The organism is Cellulomonas sp. NS3 (assembly GCF_024757985.1).
In the GTDB taxonomy this organism is placed as follows: domain Bacteria; phylum Actinomycetota; class Actinomycetes; order Actinomycetales; family Cellulomonadaceae; genus Cellulomonas_A.
Genome location: NZ_CP103289.1, coordinates 837439 through 854838, shown reverse-complemented (window position 1 = coordinate 854838; position 17400 = coordinate 837439). Strand labels below are relative to the sequence as shown.

The 17400-nt window shown below is 69.8% G+C and carries 17 protein-coding genes and 1 pseudogene; 11 read left to right on the top strand and 7 right to left on the bottom strand.

All coding sequences use genetic code 11. From position 1 onward, the window contains the following. Nucleotides 1-153 precede the first annotated feature (153 nt). From NXY84_RS04025 to istB, 3 genes and pseudogenes are all read left to right on the top strand, one after another. The gene (locus NXY84_RS04025; protein WP_258725879.1) at nucleotides 154-564 is read left to right on the top strand and encodes a hypothetical protein; all 411 of its coding nucleotides are present in this window, start codon (nucleotides 154-156) and stop codon (nucleotides 562-564) included. Nucleotides 565-659: 95 nt separating this feature from the next. Further along, nucleotides 660-2326: pseudogene (istA, locus tag NXY84_RS04020) on the top strand (IS21 family transposase). Continuing rightward, on the top strand, nucleotides 2326-3156 hold the full coding sequence (gene istB / locus NXY84_RS04015) for an IS21-like element helper ATPase IstB (RefSeq protein WP_258725878.1): 831 nt from the start codon (nucleotides 2326-2328) through the stop codon (nucleotides 3154-3156). The pseudogene istA and the gene istB overlap by 1 nt, the downstream one beginning before the upstream one ends. Here istB and NXY84_RS04010 read toward each other — a convergent pair. The 3 genes from NXY84_RS04010 to NXY84_RS04000 form a co-directional block, all read right to left on the bottom strand. Further along, nucleotides 3140-3616 carry a hypothetical protein gene (locus NXY84_RS04010; RefSeq protein ID WP_258725877.1) on the bottom strand — a complete coding sequence of 159 codons (477 nt, stop codon included), beginning with the start codon at nucleotides 3614-3616 and terminating at the stop codon, nucleotides 3140-3142. The genes istB and NXY84_RS04010 overlap by 17 nt on opposite strands. 35 nt (nucleotides 3617-3651) lie before the next feature. Continuing rightward, on the bottom strand, nucleotides 3652-5100 hold the full coding sequence (locus NXY84_RS04005) for a helix-turn-helix domain-containing protein (protein ID WP_258725876.1): 1449 nt from the start codon (nucleotides 5098-5100) through the stop codon (nucleotides 3652-3654). Between the two features lie 141 nt (nucleotides 5101-5241). After that, on the bottom strand, nucleotides 5242-6420 hold the full coding sequence (locus NXY84_RS04000; RefSeq protein WP_258725875.1) for an ATP-binding protein: 1179 nt from the start codon (nucleotides 6418-6420) through the stop codon (nucleotides 5242-5244). 371 nt (nucleotides 6421-6791) lie between these two features. Between NXY84_RS04000 and NXY84_RS03995 the strand changes: the two genes are divergently transcribed. From NXY84_RS03995 to NXY84_RS03965, 7 genes are all read left to right on the top strand, one after another. After that, nucleotides 6792-8291, top strand: a complete 1500-nt coding sequence (locus tag NXY84_RS03995; RefSeq protein ID WP_258725874.1) for a NucA/NucB deoxyribonuclease domain-containing protein — start codon at nucleotides 6792-6794, stop codon at nucleotides 8289-8291. After that, a complete protein-coding gene (locus NXY84_RS03990) occupies nucleotides 8291-8962 on the top strand; it encodes an SMI1/KNR4 family protein (protein WP_258725873.1) in 672 nt (223 codons plus the stop codon). Before NXY84_RS03995 ends, NXY84_RS03990 begins: the two co-directional genes overlap by 1 nt. A 244-nt stretch (nucleotides 8963-9206) precedes the next feature. Beyond that, the gene (locus NXY84_RS03985; RefSeq protein WP_258725872.1) at nucleotides 9207-9785 is read left to right on the top strand and encodes a recombinase family protein; all 579 of its coding nucleotides are present in this window, start codon (nucleotides 9207-9209) and stop codon (nucleotides 9783-9785) included. A 263-nt stretch (nucleotides 9786-10048) separates the two neighbouring features. Then, a complete protein-coding gene (locus tag NXY84_RS03980) occupies nucleotides 10049-10624 on the top strand; it encodes a helix-turn-helix domain-containing protein (protein ID WP_258725871.1) in 576 nt (191 codons plus the stop codon). Continuing rightward, nucleotides 10621-11403, top strand: a complete 783-nt coding sequence (locus NXY84_RS03975; protein ID WP_258725870.1) for an alpha/beta fold hydrolase — start codon at nucleotides 10621-10623, stop codon at nucleotides 11401-11403. Before NXY84_RS03980 ends, NXY84_RS03975 begins: the two co-directional genes overlap by 4 nt. Nucleotides 11404-11687: 284 nt before the next feature. Next, nucleotides 11688-12059, top strand: a complete 372-nt coding sequence (locus NXY84_RS03970; protein ID WP_258725869.1) for a hypothetical protein — start codon at nucleotides 11688-11690, stop codon at nucleotides 12057-12059. A 491-nt stretch (nucleotides 12060-12550) separates the two neighbouring features. Then, nucleotides 12551-13789 (top strand): PQQ-binding-like beta-propeller repeat protein, encoded by a 1239-nt coding sequence (locus NXY84_RS03965; RefSeq protein WP_258725868.1) that lies wholly within the window; start codon nucleotides 12551-12553, stop codon nucleotides 13787-13789. Between the two features lie 211 nt (nucleotides 13790-14000). Here NXY84_RS03965 and NXY84_RS03960 read toward each other — a convergent pair whose 3' ends face one another. The 3 genes from NXY84_RS03960 to NXY84_RS03950 form a co-directional block, all read right to left on the bottom strand. Next, on the bottom strand, nucleotides 14001-14522 hold the full coding sequence (locus NXY84_RS03960; RefSeq protein WP_258725867.1) for a hypothetical protein: 522 nt from the start codon (nucleotides 14520-14522) through the stop codon (nucleotides 14001-14003). A 318-nt stretch (nucleotides 14523-14840) separates the two neighbouring features. Continuing rightward, nucleotides 14841-15650, bottom strand: coding sequence for a hypothetical protein (locus tag NXY84_RS03955; RefSeq protein ID WP_258725866.1), 810 nt, complete (start codon nucleotides 15648-15650; stop codon nucleotides 14841-14843). Nucleotides 15651-15770: 120 nt separating this feature from the next. Further along, nucleotides 15771-16208 carry a hypothetical protein gene (locus NXY84_RS03950; RefSeq protein WP_258725865.1) on the bottom strand — a complete coding sequence of 146 codons (438 nt, stop codon included), beginning with the start codon at nucleotides 16206-16208 and terminating at the stop codon, nucleotides 15771-15773. 317 nt (nucleotides 16209-16525) lie between these two features. On the opposite strand from NXY84_RS03950, the gene NXY84_RS03945 reads away from it, so the two are divergent. Beyond that, complete coding sequence (locus NXY84_RS03945) at nucleotides 16526-16831, top strand: hypothetical protein (RefSeq protein ID WP_258725864.1); 306 nt, start codon at nucleotides 16526-16528, stop codon at nucleotides 16829-16831. A 78-nt stretch (nucleotides 16832-16909) separates the two neighbouring features. Here NXY84_RS03945 and NXY84_RS03940 read toward each other — a convergent pair whose 3' ends face one another. Then, nucleotides 16910-17239 carry a hypothetical protein gene (locus tag NXY84_RS03940; protein ID WP_258725863.1) on the bottom strand — a complete coding sequence of 110 codons (330 nt, stop codon included), beginning with the start codon at nucleotides 17237-17239 and terminating at the stop codon, nucleotides 16910-16912. Nucleotides 17240-17400: the final 161 nt, after the last annotated feature.

Sequence of the window (17400 nt, the reverse complement as noted above, 5' to 3'; positions counted from 1 at the left end):
GGCCGGCGACGACCGATTCCGTCCGAGCCAGACGACTTGTAGTGACATGACAAGGAGGCAGAGACGGGGTTAGTGGAGCGTGGCCGCCGACGGTCCTGCAGACTGGATGTCCCGCGGGCCGCGCCGGGTTCGCGCACTCCCGCGAGGCCCGTCATGCACTTCATCCCTGCGAGCCGCCTGGTCCTTGAGCGCCTTGAGGTCAACGCGCCCGAGCTCGGCGCCTTGCTGCAGGCGTGCGCGCAGCGCATCGTTGACCGCGTGCCGTCGTGCGTCGCGGTCAGCGCGGTCCTCGGCCCTGCGGCCCTGACGCTGATGCTGCTCGCCGACTCCGGCGCCGGCATCCCTCCGCCCGCGCCGATGCACACGAAGCCAACCAGCGGAGACGCGCTGGACGAGCTGGCCTGGCAGCGGCAGCGCGCCGAGGACCCTGACGTGCGGTGCGCCGCCAGCCTCGAGCTGCCATTCCGGACTGGCTGTGTCAGGTTGATCTGGCCCCATCGTGACGGCTTGATCTGGCCCCACCTGACCACCCGACGGCTCTGGGGGGTGGGTGTGACGGCTTGATTTGGCCCCACCTGTCGACACGCCGGGGCGTCGCTGTCGGTCGAGGTGGGTTCGCGCCGCCATAGTCGTGAGAACGACTCTGGTGGGGGGCCGGGTTGGGGACGCGGGTGGAGCTCTACGAAGCGATCCGCCGCGATGCCCGCCGCGAGGACCTGTCGATCCGGGCGTTGTCGGAGCGGCACGGGGTCCACCGGCGGACGGTGCGGGCGGCGTTGGCTTCGGCGGTCCCGGCCCCGCGGAAGGTCCCGGTGCGGGTCGCCCCGAAGCTCGAGCCGGCGAAGCCGCTGATCGACGCGATGCTCATCGAGGACTTGACCGCGTGGCGCAAGCAGCAGCACACCGCACGACGGGTCCTGGCACGTCTGGTCGACGAGCACGGAATGGATGAGCTGACGTACTCGGCGGTGCGTGACTACGTCGCCAAGCGCCGCCCGCAGATCCGGGCCGAAGCGGGCCTGGACGTCGAGGCCGCGTTCGTCCCGCAGACCCACGCACCGGGCGCGGAGGCGGAGGTCGACTTCGGTGACGTGTGGGTGCGCCTGGACGGGGAGCTGACCAAGTGCGCGCTGTTCACGCTGCGCCTGTCCTACTCCGGCAAGGCCGTGCACCGGGTGTTCGCGAGCCAGGGGCAGGAAGCGTTCATCGAGGGACACCTCGAGGCGTTCCGGGTCCTGGGCGGGACCCCGGTGGACAAGATCCGCTACGACAACCTCAAGAGCGCGGTGACCCGGGTGATGTTCGGGCGCAACCGCACCGAGTCCGACCGGTGGGTGGCCTTCCGCTCGCACTACGGCTTCGACAGCTTCTACTGCCGGCCCGGGATCGACGGCGCGCACGAGAAGGGCGGGGTCGAGGGTGAGGTCGGACGGTTCCGGCGCAACCACCTGGTCCCCATGCCCGACGTCGCGACCCTCGCCAAGCTCAACGCCCGCCTCGAGCAGATCGACGCCGCCGAGGACCGCCGGCGCATCGACAACCGCACGTTGACGGTCGGGCACGACTTCGCCCTCGAGCAGCCGCTGCTGCGACCCCTGCCGGTCGAGGGCATCGACCCCGGGCTGACGTTGACCCCGCGGGTCGACCGCTACGCCCGGGTGACGGTGCGGATGGCGCACTACTCCGTCCCGGCCCGACTGATCGGCGGGTCAAGGTCTCCTTGCGGGCGTCCGAGCTGGTGGTGTTCGACGGGCGCACCGAGGTCGCCCGGCACGCCCGCTCGGTCCGCAAAGGCTCCCAGACCCTGCTGCTGGACCACTACCTGGAGGTCCTCGCCCGCAAACCCGGAGCGCTGCCCGGAGCGACGGCCCTGGCCCAGGCCCGCGCCGCCGGGACGTTCACCCCGGCGCACGACGCGTTCTGGGCGCTGGCCCGCCGGGCGCACGGGGACACCGGCGGCACCCCGGCGATGGTCGAGGTCCTCCTCCTGCACCGCCACCTCTCCCACGGTGACGTCGTCGCCGGCCTCGCCGCGGCGGTCGCGGTCGGTTCGGCGAGCCCGGACGTGGTCGCGGTCGAGGCCCGCAAGGCCGCTCAGCTGCGCGGCGCGACCCCGACCTTCGGCTCACCCGCGGGCTCGCTCGACGTGGTCGCGCCGGTCGTCCCAGCGCGCCGGGACCGGGTCGCGAGCCTGACCGAACGCCGCCTCATCGACGCCCGCGCCCGCGCCGGAGACCTGCCTGGCGACGGACGGCCGTTGCCGTCGGTCACCCAGTACGACGAGCTGCTGACCCACCCGCCCGCGACCGGATCCCGAGGAGCCTGATGACCACCACCACGAGCAACGTCGCTGCGGTCCGGGCCGGTCGGGCCGGGGTCACCGATCAGGCCGCGGACGCCGCGGTCGACCAGGCGTGCCGGATGCTGCGCCTGCCCACGATGCGCGCCCGGTTCGCCGAGGTCGCCGACGCCGCACAACGCGAGCAGCTGACCTACCGCGGGTTCCTCGCCGAGCTCCTCATGGCCGAGTGCGACGACCGCGACCGGCGCCGCTGCGCCCGACGGATCACCGCCGCGGGGTTCCCCCGGGAGAAGTGGCTGCAGGACTTCGACTACACCGCCAACCCCCACATCCAACCCGCCCTCATCGCTCAGCTCGCCGCCTGCGCCTGGGTCACCAGGGGCGAGCCGCTGTGCTTGATCGGGGACTCCGGCACCGGTAAGTCCCACCTGCTCATCGGCCTGGGCGCTGCTGCGGCGATGGCCGGGCACCGGGTCAAGTACGTCCTGGCGGCCAAGCTCGTCAACGAGCTCGTCGAGGCCGCCGACGAGCGGGTCCTGTCCAAGACCATCGCCCGCTACGGCCGCGTCGACCTGCTCTGCCTGGACGAGCTCGGCTACATGGAGCTCGACCGACGCGGCGCCGAGCTGCTGTTCCAGGTCCTGACCGAACGCGAAGAGACCAACTCCGTCGCCATCGCCTCCAACGAGTCCTTCTCCGGCTGGACCAAGACCTTCACCGACCCACGCCTCTGCGCCGCCATCGTCGACCGACTCACCTTCGGCGGCAACATCATCGAGACCGGCACGACGAGCTACCGGCTCGCCCACACCCGGGCTCAACGAGCCGGACAAGCTGCTAACTCGCGGACCTAGCCCGCGGCCGACCGCGAACGGCACGCCACAGAAGATCAGTCGCTCGTGCGTCGTCGAGGAGAACTGCTAGTTCAGCCGCCCGACGAACCAGCACCGTCCCAGAGTCAGCATCAAACGGCGCAGGCTGCCCCGAAGAGTTGTAGACGACCTTCGCCGTCGACTCGGCGATGGACAGGACCAGCAGGCAGGTCCGCTGGTTCTCACGCGATGCCAGCCTCAACGTCTCATCGCGGACCTTCTGGAAGACGCGGTGCCCTTCCTCCCACCTGAGGTCATCGGACGCGACGTCCGTCACAAGCGCAATCAGGTCAGGAGCGCAGTCGGGCTGATCCGCAGCCTGGACCGCCGCAGCTAGAACGCCAGCCGCCCAGTTTGGTCGGCCCGTCAAAGGCACCGACGCGTCCAGTGACTTCGCGACGCGAAGCTCTCTCGCTAACCAGTCAGCGATGTCGGCTTTCACCAGACGCACGCTAGTGCCAAGCCCCAGGGAGTCCGTCACGTCGCCGAGCAGCGGTGGGGCCAGTTCAAGCCGTCACCGTGGGGCCAGATGGGGTTGACACGGCCACCCACCCCCGCCGCGACGGCGGCGGGACGCTCTGGGACGGGCGGGTGTCCCGTGGCCTGCAGAACGCGGGACACCGTCGACTTCGACACCCCGACCCGCTCGGCGATCGCCCGCTGGGACAACCCCTGTCCGGCCAGGTCCGCGATCGCAGCCTCCCGGGTCGCAAGCTCCGCGACGCGAACCACGGTGCGCGGACGTCCCACTGTCCCGATCGTCCCAGCACCGTCCCGCGCCAGCGCGGGACGCGCAGACGCCCCTGACGTCTCGACGAGCTCGCGCTCCTCCGCCGTGTCCCGCTCGGCGGTGTCCCGTTCGATCGCCGGCGCGACGCTGGCGCCATCGGGGACCTCGGCGGGCGTCCCACCCGGCTGCGACGGGCGCACGTCGTCGACGTCCGTCCCGCCGGGCGGGTTGCCCTCGTCGTCTCGCTCGGCGTCCTCGACGAGTGGGACGCGACCGGCGGCCGGGACGGGAAGCGTGTCCCGTCCCGCCGCGGTGTCCCGCCCCGCGGGACGCACCTCCCGTCCCGGAACGCCGGCGTGCAGGTGTCCCACCACGGTGCCGGCGGGGAGCAGATCGACCGCACCCACCGCGGCGAGCACCGCCGGCAGATCAGCGCCCGGCGGGACGACCCGCAGCGCCGCCAGGTGCGCGCGGTCCAGACGCCGGCGCGCCCACCGCGCCCGTCCCGCCCGCACCCGACCTGCCTCCTCCAGGCGGCGCACCGCCAGCGCCGCGCGCGCGACCGCGAGCAAGCGCCGGTCCCGGCGCACCTCCACCAGCGTGCGCTCGGCATGCTCGCGGCGCGCCGCGGTCAGCACCCGCTCCCACAACCACGCCGCCACGAGCGGTGCGGCCACCCGCACCCCGGCCGCGAGCAGCGAGCTCGGGTCGGACTCCCACGACCGCACACCGTCGACCTCGGGTCCGACGAACTCGTGCGCGCCGGCCAGCAGACCCGACACCGCCGAGACCGCCCACACCGCCGCCGCGTCCGCCCCGCCCGGGCGACCCGCCAACGCCGAGGCGCGCGCGAGCAGCGCCGAGCTGATCAGCGCGAGCTCCAGGAACCCCGCCAGGGCGACCGCGGCGATGAGCGAGAACCCGAGCACGTCCATCGCCAAGGCGGCCATGCCCTGCGCCGCGAGGACCGTCGGGACCACCGCGGCGAGCGACGCGACGACCGTCGCGTGCTGCCGAGCCCGACGCGCGGCCTCGGCCGCCGGTGCCCCCTGCACCGTGCTCACCGGCCCGCCGACCCGAACGGGGCCAGCAGCCCAAGCGCGATCGCCACCGCGTCCCGGTCGTCGACGTCGGCGTCGGGTGCGGGGTCGGGACGACCCAGCAGGTACGCGAGAATCTTCACGGGGAACCTCCATCTGAGTTGGGGTGCTTCCTCAGCCCCGGCGGTGGTGCAAACACCGTCGGGGCACCTTCACGTCAAGGCCCGACCGGGCCCGTCGTGCAGTTCGTGGGGCCGGCGCCTGGTGGCGCCGACGCGTCGTTGGCAATCCGCATCGCTACTCGGAGGACGCGTACTGGCGGCGGATGAAGTCGGCCATTCCCGGCACCGTGTACGCGACCCGGCCGTGCTCGGGCGCGTAGATCAGACCCTTGCGGATTAGCTCGGCGCGGGTGGGGCTGAGGCTGGACAGCTCCCGGCCCAGCCGGGCGGCGACGGTGGCTGAGCGGGTCCCCGCGTCACCGTCTGCGGCCATCGCCCTCAGGTAGTCCCGCTCCGCTCGCGAGGCACGGTCCCAGCGCGCAGGAAAGAACCCCTGGTCGAGCTGGGTGGTGCCGACCACGATCGCGGCCTGCGCGTCGTCGAGCGTGAACGGGTGCTCGGGAGCGACGTCCCAGACCGCCTTCCCGAACTCCTGCAGGAAGTACGGATACCCCCCTGCTGCCTCGACCAACCGGTCGAGCGCCTCGGCGGAGAAGGAGGCCCCCATCATCCGGGCCGGCTCGGCCAGCGCCGCAGCCGCGGCATCGCGGTCCAGGGCACCGATCTGCCGGTAGTCGAAGAGCCGTTCCGCATACGACCGGGCATCGGAGAGCACCGAGGGCAGGTTCGGCAGTCCCGCACCGAAGACGAAGAAGGGCAGGTCGTTCTGCCCGGCCATGTGCTGGGCCGCGAGGAGCGCCACCAACAGCTCCTCGTCCAGGTCCTGCATCTCGTCGATGAAGAACGCCAGGCCCAGCCCCTCCTCCCGCAGCGCGGTCGCGACGTCGCTGACCATCTCCTCCAGATCGATCTCCAGCACCCCGGAGTCCGCGCGCCCCTGCTTGCGCTCGATCCCCAGAGAGACCCCGGACACCCCGAGCGAGGCCGAGAACGACCCGACCGACTTGATCGCGTCCGCGACCTTCGCACTCTTGCGGACCACCTTCGTCCGGCGTGTGGCGACCACCAGCTCGCGCGCCAGCTTCGCCCGCACCGCCTCACGCCCGCGCTCGGCCCCCCGCGCCTCGAACGGCACCGTGATCCAGTCCATCTGCTGCGCGCGGTCCCGGAACGCGTTGAGCAGCACCGTCTTGCCCACCCCCCGCAGACCCGACAGCACGATCGCCCGGCTATGCAGACGCTGACGTGCACGCGCCACCGCCGTGTCCAGCGCGACCAGCTCGGCGTCCCGACCCTCGAGAACCCGCGGCCGAAGACCCGACCCAGGGGCGTACGGATTCAGATCGCTGCGCATGTACCCGATGCTACTGAGGTATAGCGGCGAACGCTATAGTTTAATAGAAATCGGTCTAGAACCGTCGACCTCACCGGCCCGCGTCACCCGGTCGGAGGTGCCGCAGCGGATGAAGGCGCCGATACGCTCGCCGCCTGCGACGTCCCCCTTGGGCGCTGCTGACCGCGGGGGGACGCGTGTACAAAGTCTTTCGTATGGCATTTTCTGTGATGCTGGTGTCCCTGACAGTGGTCAGCACATCAACCGGGGTCCATGCTCTCGCACCTGCCGGGCCACTTCCTGGACCTGCGCCAACCGAGGGAATCCTCTATACAAAGAGCTCGAGTGGCTGGACCCTGTCTATTTCGTCAGAGTTCGCCACGACGCACTGCATGGCTGAATGCCTGGCACGTTTCGAGACTTTCTACATCGAGGGATCCGAAGCACCAGACAGCGAAGACGAGGCTCTGCTCCCTGGCGTTGGCTGGCCTTCGGTTACTGGCCGTCAGGACTACATCTTAAGTCCCGTCAGCCTGACAGTGGCCGACCCCGACACGGGATACCCCAACGACCCCGGACGCCCGTACACGCATGCGCGACCAGTCATTTACACGGCTTCGAGTGCGACGCAACAAGGAACGGCGCTGTACGGGGCGTGGACGGAAGTGCGTCAGCCTGTGGGCAAAGAGACGCCTCGGCTCCAGGTCACAAATATCGACGCTACCTACTACTACCTCACCGCCGGATCCCTGAGCCTGACGATGTGGAACCGCGCATGCTGGGGCAACTGCACCACGGAAATCTTCGGTTATTCCTCGACATGGGGAAGTCGCTCGTTGGGCAGCTTCAGCGGTCTGACCGGCAAGGTTTCGCACGCCCGCGGATACTATGGCTACACCCGACTGTGGGCGGTGATCCGGTCGACCGACCCGGACATCACTCCCTTCACCACTGCGAAAGTGGTCGTGCCGGCATCGAGCCCGCAAGGCAAGATCATCAATGATGTCGACCTTGCCGCAGCAGTCGCGCTCGTAGCCTCACGCGCCATCGCACCGGAACAGGTCTGCCTGCCGCTCAACACGCTACGAACGCCCGGCGAGGGCTCTACCAGCAACGCCTTCCATTCGTGCGACCAGACCGCCCGCGCGGCAGGAACCGCCGCGGCGCTAAGACATGTTGCAGTGACCTATGGTGCAGCTGCGATGGCCGTCATCATGGCCGGCACCTACGCACTCCCGCTCGCCCCTTCGCAATCGCCTCCACTACAACCAGCCCCTGCCCCCGTAGACGATCCGAGCAGTCCCGCTGTGTGGCCAGGCGCCCCCGAACACCGGATGCAGATCATCGAGACGTCACTTCGGCAGCGAACGAACGCAAGTCGACCGATACCCGAGGATGTGCTCAAGAGTGTGGCTAGGACGTGCTACACCACCGCAACTGCGGCTGGCTACGCGCCGTCCGTGGCATGTGAATCTTTGCCAATATTCCTCCCTGGGTCGAACGTTTTCGAAGCCGCTCGACACGACGCCAGAGCGATCGCGGCGCAGCCGAGCTGGATGGTCTTGACCCGCCAAACCCCGCGCACTGAACGGTGGTATCTGAACGTTCCACCATGCAACGAGTCCTACGCTCCTCGCGCATGCGACGAGTACCCGTTTAGTTCAGCGCTGGAAGGGGGACCCCTGGCCCGCGGTAAACCTCAAGCTTCCCTTGAGGTGATCAACTATGACGACAACAGGAATGAAGGATCGCTCCTAAGCGGTTTCTTCTCGAACTGTCGCGTGCCGAAGGATGGGGGGAAGTTCGTGGTGATCCCGCTCGTCGCGCCGACCGCTTCCGATCGAACGGCGAATCCGCTACCTACGTCACGTGTGTGCGCGAGGAGCTACTGATGAATTTTCGGGCCGCGCTCACCTTGTACTCGGAGTATGAGCAGCTCGTGCGGGAGGCGGGCGCACCGGTTGCGGACATGCTGGCGCCGCCCCATCGGGACCCCGCCGCTGCCATCGCACACGCGCTCCCTGGGTGCACGTTGCCCGACGACTTGGTGGCGTGGTGGGCCTGGCATGACGGAACCGTCCCGCGTCAGACGCCCCACGGCCCGGGCTGGTTTCCCGTCGCTGTGGGCGCGGGCTGGGCGTTTCGGTCGCTCGAAGGGACCCTGGCTGAACGTCAGAGGTGGCTGCAGACAGCGGAGCTGTCCGCTGAACCGCCGGAGCTGCCCGCCGAGGCCTTCTGGCCAACGAGTTGGCTTCCCATCGTCGGAAGTGAGCACTCCTATCTTGCTGCCGACCTCGCCGAGGCGACGAAAGACCGGACGCGCATCTCATACGTGGAGCGGGAGACCCTGGCCGCCCATGCGCCGGACGTGGCGGAGCGCTGGTCTGAAGTCGTCGGATGGTGGGTCAGGTTGCTCCAGCTCGGCGCGACGACATGGAGCCCCACAGCTGGCACCTGGGTCACGGATGAGACGCTCGTGCCGGACGACCTGCGAGGCAACCCCGTCGCCTACGCCGTGATTGGTCCTCGCGATCCCCGGTTCGACTCCCGTTCGCCGTACTAGACGCAGTTACGAGAGCGGCGCCGCCACCGTAAAACCGATCCCGCCCAAAGGCGCGTCCACTCCTCGACGAGTTGGACGCTGCACCGGAGCGCGGAAGTGACCGTCTCGTTTCCTTGGAAGTGAGACACCCTTCACTGCGACGTCTTGGCGCACAGCGCCACGCGTGGCATCCCGTCTCACAAGTCGGTTCGAAACGATGCGTGTCGGCGGCGTGGTACGCGTCGACTTCTGAGACGATCCGCGGGTGACGCTCATCGGCTACGCCCGGATCAGCACCGACCACCAGAACCTCGAGGCCCAGCGCGACGCGTTGACCGCGGCGGGGTGCGAGCGGATCTTCACCGACACCATGTCGGGGGCGAGTGAGTCCCGGCCCGGGCTCGCCGCGCTGCTGGACTACGCCCGGGCCGGCGACACGATTGTGGTGGTCGCGCTCGACCGTCTCGGGCGATCCCTGTCCGGAGTCATCCGAACGATCGAAGCCCTGACGGCCGCCGGCGTCCTGCTGCGGTCCCTGCGGGAGGGCATCGACTACGCCACCCCCACCGGACGCATGCTCGCCGGCATCTTCGGGGCGCTCGCCGAGTACGAGCGCGAGCTCATGCACGAGCGCGCGGCCGCAGCCCGCGCTGCCGCGCGCGCCCGCGGCCGGCACACCGGCAGGCCCCCACGCCTGTCCCCCGCCCAAGCACGTCAGGTCCGCGCGCTACGCGACGGCGGGGAGAGCATTACCGACCTCGTGCGAACCTTCGCCGTCTCCCGCGCCACGGTCTACCGGGCGCTACAGGCCACCGAGCCGACTCACATCGCCCCGGCGAGCTGACCTCCGACCTGTCACACAACTCATTCGCCCAGCCCTCAACCGGCCGCGGGAAAGGTACGCGACTTTTGAACAGTTGAGGCTGCGAAGGACGGTGACCGGTTCGACCGTCCGAAGTCGGCTAATCGAGTGCGCCGTGACGTGGGCCATCGGGCTTGCCGCCCCTCAACCACGAGCCGGCTCGGTCCCGGCGCGGCGCAGCCTCCGCGGCAGGTCTCAGCGCATCGCGCCCGGTGAGCGGCTGAAGCGTAAGTTGATTATCGATCGTGATATCGTTCGCATCCATGAGAACGATGCCGGGCGTGGCCGAGGTCCTTCTGCACCCGCTACGGCTGCGCATCGTGCAGGCTTTCCTGGGTGGGCGCGCGCTGACGACCGCTGCGCTGCACGCTGCACTGCCCGATGTGCCGCCGGCGACGCTGTACCGACAGGTCACCGTCCTGGCCGAGGCACAGGTGCTGGAGGTCGTTGGCGAGCGGCGCGTGCGCGGAGCCGTGGAACGCACGTACCAACTGCGAGCCGGTGCCGGGTCCCTCGGCGCCGAGCAGGTCGCAGCCCTGTCCCTCGACGAGCACCGGCAAGGCTTCCTCGCGTTCGTCTCCGCGCTGCTCGACGACTTCGACCGGTACTCGGGAAGCGACGACGCCGACCTCGTGCGGGACATGGTGGGCTACCGGCAGACCGCGCTCCACCTGTCCGACACCGAGCTGCAGGACCTGCTCGAGGACATGCATCGAGTGCTCGAACCACGGCTGCGGCTGCCCGCGGCACCGGACAGGAAGCGCCGGATCCTCAGCACCGTTCTGCTCCCGGCCGTCGACGGACGGCGGGCCGACGCATGATCCAGCTCTCGGTCCAGGAAACCGGCCCGGCCACCGCGCCCAGCGTGGCACTGCTGCACGGTGCCGGTACCAGCGGCTGGATGTGGCGGCGCGTGGTCGACCTCCTCGGCAACCGGCTGCACCTGCTGGTGGTCGACCTGCCCGGCCACGGCGACAGCAGTCGGCGACGCTGGGAGTCGATGGCCGACACCGCCGCCGCGGTAGCAGATCTGATCCTGGCCCGCGCCCACGGCAGCCAGGCGCACGTCATCGGATTGTCGCTGGGCGGTTACCTGGCCGCCGACCTCGCCGCCACCCGTCCAGACCTCGTCCCGGGCGCCGTGGTCAGCGGCGTCAACGTGCTGCCGTTCCCGAACCCACGCATGATGCGGGTCGCCGGTCGCCTGACCGGACCATTACTGCGTTGGCCACCGCTGATCCGGGCCAACGCCCGCACCCTGGGAGTGCCGCCCGCAGACGTCGACGGCTACGTGCACGCCGCCAGCACGGTGGCTCCCGGAACCCACCTACGGGTCGGCGCCGAGCTCCTTGACTACCGGTTGCCCGAAGCGGCCGCCGCATCGCCGAGCCGCGTGCTCGCCGTCGCCGGTGAGCGCGAGCACGCCCTGATCCTGCAGTCCCTCACTCCGATCGCCGCCGCCTTCCCCCGCGGCGCCGCGCGCGTCGTACCAGGCCTCGGCCACGCCTGGGTGGGGCAGGATCCCCAGCTCTTCGCCGCCATGGTCGACGCGCACGTCGCCGCAGCGCCGCCACCGGTCCAGCTGGCGGCTCCGGCCTGAGCCATGAGGCCACCACCTACGACGACCTCTGACGCAAGGACGCTGGCCCACGCGGACCACCGGTACGTGCCGTGGCGGGAGCGCCGGACACCGCACTTCCGACGCACGCGCCTGATCGCGAGACACGTACCTAAACGATCGTTTAGGTCCACCGAGCGACGAGCGGAACTCCACGGCGCGGCATCAATCCGCTCAGGCTGAGAGCCCCGCGCACCGATGATGTGGTGTGCCGCCCTCCCCTCACTCGGCTGCCCTCGAGGCATGAGCTACGCAGCAGTGACGCGTTGAGCTTCAACAACTCAGCCAGGCGAGCGCTAGATACATCCCTCCCGCTCAACGTCCGGGTCCAGAGCCTGCACTCCTGCATCGGCGAGTTCAGCCCGTTCGGCTTCGCCGACACACGCAGCCGGCTCCGGAGCATGCTGAACGTCAGCGACACCGGCTGGACCGCCGAGCAGGTCGTCCAGGCCGTCGACCTTCTTCTAGACGCACGAAAGTCCTGGCTCACCGCCCTCGCAGAGCATCGCCAAGTCTGGAAGGACGCCGAGCGCCTCGGTCACCGCCCACCCGGCCTCCCGCGGCGGGTCGACTTCCACGAGTGGCTGTCGACATTCCTCACCACAGAGCAAGGAAGCCCCTGGTCGCGTCCTCTCTGAGGCCAGTGGCTACTGCGCACGCTCGCTGGGGCAAACGTCCTTTGCGTGACGCTCATCCAGGTGCTGACCGCAGTTCTCCGCCCCAGGCGGCGCGATCGGGCTCGGCCTCGTGGGCGCCTGGGTCATCGAGCGACACAGGTCCTGCCCCTAGCTCGACGAGACCAGGAGTACATGCACTCAAACCTTCGTTTGACTGCACTGTGCAGGCGCGTAGAGGGACAGAAACTGCGGTCCGGTCTCGGGCGTGGCGGTAGCGTCGCGTCGTGCGTGCGCCGGGGCAGGGACAGGTTGACGTCGAGCTCGTGGAGGCCGGGGGCCCGGTGACGCCGCCCGCTGAGCGCGGCGCCGACTGGCGTGAGCTGGTGCGCCTCGTCCCGCGCCGCGCTTGGGCTGTCGTGGCCGGCGTGGTCGTGTTGGCGCTCGTCGTCGGCGCGGGTGTCGAGTGGCGCGCAGACCGCGCTGAGACGAGCCGACTCTCACGGACGGAAGGGTTGACCGGATCGCTCGCAGTGCCGTGGTCGGAGGTGTGGCGCGCGCCGCGCGAGGGAGTGGTCGGCGTCATCGGCGACGTCCTCGTGCTGAACGACCGGCAGGGTGGCGGTGTGCTCGGTGTCGGGCTCGACGACGGCGCGACCCGTTGGGAGCACCCTGCGGGCGGCACCTTCGGGTGCTGGTTCGTGCTCCACGACGGCGGCACCCGTGACGGCCGGCGGCTGGGGCCGGTGAACGTGCTGGAGCCCGGGTCGGCGGTCCTCGCGTGCCTCGACGCCATCCCCTTCGAGGGCGCGAGCTTCCCGAACGTCCTGACCGGGTCCGATACGAGCCTGGCATCGGGGCCGCAGTCCGAGATCAGCGTCCTGGACCCGGTCTCCGGTGCGCTGGTGCGGCACCTCGTCCTTCCGGGCTCGGGCCACCCGACCGAGATCGACGACGGCGTCGTGACGATGGGTCTGGACGGCCAGGGCCGGCTGGTCGGGAGCCGATGGTCGTTGCGCACCGGTGAGCGGGCCTGGGAGTACACCGGTCCTCACGTCGGGCGGGTCGGCGGCGTGAGCCTCTACTCGGGCAGCGAGACGATGACTTGGGAGGCGGGTGAGGTGTCGGTGACGCTCGACTTGCGGACCGGCAAGGAGACCGACCCCGCCAGCGGCACCGACACACCTGAGCTCGACAGGTTCACCCTGCCGGACGGCGGGACGGCGGTCACCTCCGCGATCGACGAACGCGTCGAGCTCGTCGTGGCCGACGGCGACGGAACGCGACGCTTCACGACCGCAGCGCACGCGATCCACCCGGCCGTCGACGACGGCAGCGCCGCGCGGACGCTGCTCGTCCAGCCCTCGGAGCACGACGGCATCATGGCGATCGACTCACGCACCGGCGACGAACTCTGGAGCTGGCCCACGTGGGCCAGCCCCGTCGTGCTCGCCGGCCGCGTCGTCCTCCGGGACCAGGACCGGATCATCGCCGTCGACGATCGCACCGGGGCGACCGTCTGGGAGCACGACCAGCTGGCTCCCGAGTCCGGCGGCAGCATCGTGACCGACGGACGCGTGGTCCTCACCCAGTCGCGCGAGGACGCCCAGAGCTTCCTCGTCGCCCGCGACGTCGAGACCGGCGAGCAGGTCTGGCGCATCCCCTCCACGCTCGACGGTGGCAGGGCGCAGCCCCTGCCCGACGGCCGCGTGCTTCTCTCGGGGTCAGGACAGACCGCCCTTCTGGGACCGTAGCCGCGTACTCGCGCAACAACTCGTCGAGGCCTCCCCGCAGGCCGACGTCCCCCGCGCTGCTCGAGGGCCGCAGCAGACCATCGAGCCCGAGCGCGCCCGTCACCAGATTCGTCATCAGAGCACTCGGAGCGGCCCTGCACGCCCTTGTCGCACGGGTACATGCACTCAAACGTTCGTTTAAGTACGGGGTCGCGTAAGCGGACGCAGACGTTCAGGCGCTGTGCATGAGGAGCGCGCGCTGTAGGTCACCGATCGCCGCGAGGGACTGCTGCTCGTCGAAGCGGAACGGCCCGAAACCCGCGTAGTCCCGGTCGCGGCGGTGCGGGTTGCGGAACGCGGCCCACTCCACGACCCCGTCAGCTCGGGTGGCGATCATCTCCCCCGGCCAGCAGCCGGACTCGTAGCAGCCGTCGCAGGCCAGGAGCCGCACGCGTGTGTTCCTGGAGCGGCCGAAGCGCCACCGCCGGCCACGGCTCGTGGTGTCGGCCGGGTCTCCAAGGAAGTGGCGGGCCAGCTCCACCGCGTCCACACCACCGTGGGCGAACGCTCGAGGGGACTCGCCGGCCACGGCCGTCCCGTCGTACCCACCAGCGGGAGCCATGCCGTGGTCCAGCTCGAACCGCTCGACGAGATCGGACAGGTGCACGCCGTCGATCAGCGGCGACACGATCACCCAGCCGCGGGGGTCGTCCTCGACCTCGACGACGAAGCTGAGCTCGGAGGTCGGGACCATCTCCACAGTCTCACCGACGTCACGTGCACGCGGACGCCGGCCACCCCGCCGAAGTACATGCACCTAAACGATCGTTTGAGTGCATGTACTTCCGGCTCTGCCGAGCTAGGGGTGGTGCCTGATGCGATCGATCACCCATGCGCCCACGAGGCCAATGCCGATCGCGCCGCCTGCGGCGCAGACCACGGCTAGCACCTGAGTGAGCGTCACGGCGAGACGCTAGCTCAGTCCTGAGCGGCCTGAGCCGGCGACGACGACCGTGGCTCGTCGCACGCGACCTCCAGTCGAACTGTTCAGAGAGCTCATGGCGAACTTGCCCTACGCCGGCAGGATGCTGAGCGGCACGCCAGGGACGGCGGTCGGGGTGAAGTGGCCCTCGCGCACCTTGACGTCGCGTAGACCTGTCAGGCCGCGTAGGACGTCGAGGTTGTGCAGGTCACCCAGCCGTTCGATCGCCAGCCACTCCAACGACGCGCAGCCGCGCAGCATGCGCAGGTCGAGTGCGGGAGGTGACTCGAGCGGCTGGATGAAGTCCGCACGGAAGTTCCGGAGCGCGCTCTTCGGTCCGAAGTCTGGGAGGTTCGCCAGATAGAGACCTTGCAGCATGAGCACCTGCAGGGACACCGGCGGCTCGGACCAATGGGCTCCAAGGATCTGCCGGCGGCCTGCGAGCTTGAGGGATGTCAGTCCGGCACATCCGTCGACGAGGGCAAGGTCGGAGCGGTCGAAGTAGGCGAGGGTGAGCCAGGCGAGGTCCGGGCACGATCGCAGATCTCCGACGAGCCGGCGGGCCGGGTTCAGCGCCAAGGCGCGGAGGCTCGGCATCTGGCTAGTGGTCAAGGTCTGGCTGGATGGGCCGTGCCAGCTGAGGCACTCCAGTCGAGGCAAGACCTCGGGAGGGATGCTCACGGCGCCCCGCGAGCTGATGCTCAGGTAGCGGAGGTCGGTCACGTCGCGCAGCCAGGAGAGTTGGCCCCGCACCCCGCGGACCAGCGCGTCCCTCTCCAGCGAGATCCCCGAGACCCGCCGATCCACCACGGCGGCGACATCGTCGGGCGACGGCGGCCCGTCGGCGAAGTACGCCACGTCGTACACGCGGCCGGCACGCTCCACCTCTCTGACATGCATGCCACGAGGCTAGACACGCACGCCTAGGCCTGCGTTGACCCCCATCCTTCGTGTACCTAAACGAAGGTTTGAGTGCATGTACGCGGCCGGGCTACGAACGGCGGCCGAGCCCGCAGTCAGCTACTGATGGCTCTCTCCGCCTGCTATTGCCCGCCGGAAGACCTTCTGGAGCAGATGGTCGAGGCGCTGCAGGCCGTCCTGCAGGGGGCCGTCGGTCATGGACGTCAGCTGCGGCCTGAGGTCATCGCCGTCTACGTCGCCCAGCAGTCGCTCGAGGCGGCACCCGTCGAGGTCGATCTCGGTCAGGTGGGCCCCACCGACGAGCGCGACTTCCACGTTGAGGTCGGTGTAGGCGCCCTGCTCGGCGTAGTGGATCTCCGGTGCCAGCGACGGGAACCGGTCGCGGAACGCGCGGTGCTCGGAGCAGAACACCACGCCTACCCCGCCTGGGTGGGTACCGATCTGGCCCGGCGCGAAACCCGACCGGGTCATGGTGTCGTCGAGGGCCGCGCACACGAGGCGTCCACCGTCGAAAGCTGCGTCGGAAGAGGCCGCCATGACGCGAGTCTCGCCAGTTATGGTCCGTGAAGCCAGAAGCGAGCAGCTCCGAGGGCATGTACTCAAACGATCGTTTAGGGTGCGTGCCTCACGACGAAGCGTCGCCGATCCGCCGGACGAGGTGTAGGCCCGTATCGGGCTTGTCCGATTCGCTTTAGCGTGTCCGGCGCGTGGCTGCCCTCGCGTTAGCGTGTCCCCGCGCCGTCTTGTGGGCGTGGGCGCAGCAGTGACCCGAGTGATGTACCGGACGGCAGAACGCCTCTGCGCGCGAGACAGCGAGCACGCCGATGCGGACCGCGCGACCTCCAGGAGATGCCATGGCCGAGCGACGGCTGCCCGTCCTGCCACGTGTCGGGTTCGCGCTGCTGACCGTCGTCCTGAGCCTCGTGCTCGCCGTGTTCGTGCTGCTGTTCTTCATCGTCCCGGACGACGAGCGCTGGAACGCCGGGTTGCCAGCCGTCGCGACGCTGATCGGGCTCCTCCGGACGCGCGGACTCCGCAGGACGTGGCTCGACCAGCACCACACCGCGCCGTCCGGCGCGCAGGGCACCGCCACGACGGTGGGAGCGTCGTCCTTGCGACCGGCGCCGCACTCGACCGGTGATGATCCGCCACCCGTCTGAGACCAACGCCGCCACGCAATCTGCGGCGTGTCAGGACCCGGCGGTCCGGTCGAGCTCGAGGGCACCCGCCGGACGAGTTCACCGAGAGCGGTGCCGAACCGCCCTCGACGCTTCCTTCGCCGTGCGTCCGTGGCTGCGCAGGCTGATGTAGTCCAACGCCTGTGCAACGGTGAGGTCGTCCGCGTCGGGATCGAGTATCCGCACGCCGTGCACCCAGTCAACGACCCAGCACAGGACGCCCGGCTCTGGGGACCGGACCGTGACGCTGAATCCGCCCTCGAGCTCGTGCTCGGACCACGGCATCACCTCGACCTCGCAAGCGAATCCTTCCCCGGCGAGCCGCTCCAGGACCATGTCTGCGAACAGCTCACCCGACGGCCCACCCCAGAAGTTGCGGCTCTCAGACACAGGCCGAGCATGCCGCAGACCGCCGAGCAGGGGGCCGCGCGGCGTGATGTGCACTCAAACGAACGTTTGAGTGCATGTACCCGTCCAACGGGGGTGTGCATCGCTGCGCGACGGCCGTGTTCTCCTCTCCGGCTCGAGACGGACCGTCCTCTTGGCACCGT

Bases quoted from the DNA above. Each gene is read 5' to 3' on its own strand.
- NXY84_RS04025 (WP_258725879.1), top strand. From the start codon at position 154: ATGCACTTCATCCCTGCGAGCCGCCTGGTCCTTGAGCGCCTTGAGGTC.
- istB (WP_258725878.1), top strand. From the start codon at position 2,326: ATGACCACCACCACGAGCAACGTCGCTGCGGTCCGGGCCGGTCGGGCC.
- NXY84_RS04005 (WP_258725876.1), bottom strand. From the start codon at position 5,100: ATGGAGGTTCCCCGTGAAGATTCTCGCGTACCTGCTGGGTCGTCCCGA.
- NXY84_RS04000 (WP_258725875.1), bottom strand. From the start codon at position 6,420: ATGCGCAGCGATCTGAATCCGTACGCCCCTGGGTCGGGTCTTCGGCCG.
- NXY84_RS03995 (WP_258725874.1), top strand. From the start codon at position 6,792: ATGGCTGAATGCCTGGCACGTTTCGAGACTTTCTACATCGAGGGATCC.
- NXY84_RS03990 (WP_258725873.1), top strand. From the start codon at position 8,291: ATGAATTTTCGGGCCGCGCTCACCTTGTACTCGGAGTATGAGCAGCTC.
- NXY84_RS03975 (WP_258725870.1), top strand. From the start codon at position 10,621: ATGATCCAGCTCTCGGTCCAGGAAACCGGCCCGGCCACCGCGCCCAGC.
- NXY84_RS03960 (WP_258725867.1), bottom strand. From the start codon at position 14,522: ATGGTCCCGACCTCCGAGCTCAGCTTCGTCGTCGAGGTCGAGGACGAC.
- NXY84_RS03955 (WP_258725866.1), bottom strand. From the start codon at position 15,650: ATGCATGTCAGAGAGGTGGAGCGTGCCGGCCGCGTGTACGACGTGGCG.
- NXY84_RS03950 (WP_258725865.1), bottom strand. From the start codon at position 16,208: ATGGCGGCCTCTTCCGACGCAGCTTTCGACGGTGGACGCCTCGTGTGC.
- NXY84_RS03945 (WP_258725864.1), top strand. From the start codon at position 16,526: ATGGCCGAGCGACGGCTGCCCGTCCTGCCACGTGTCGGGTTCGCGCTG.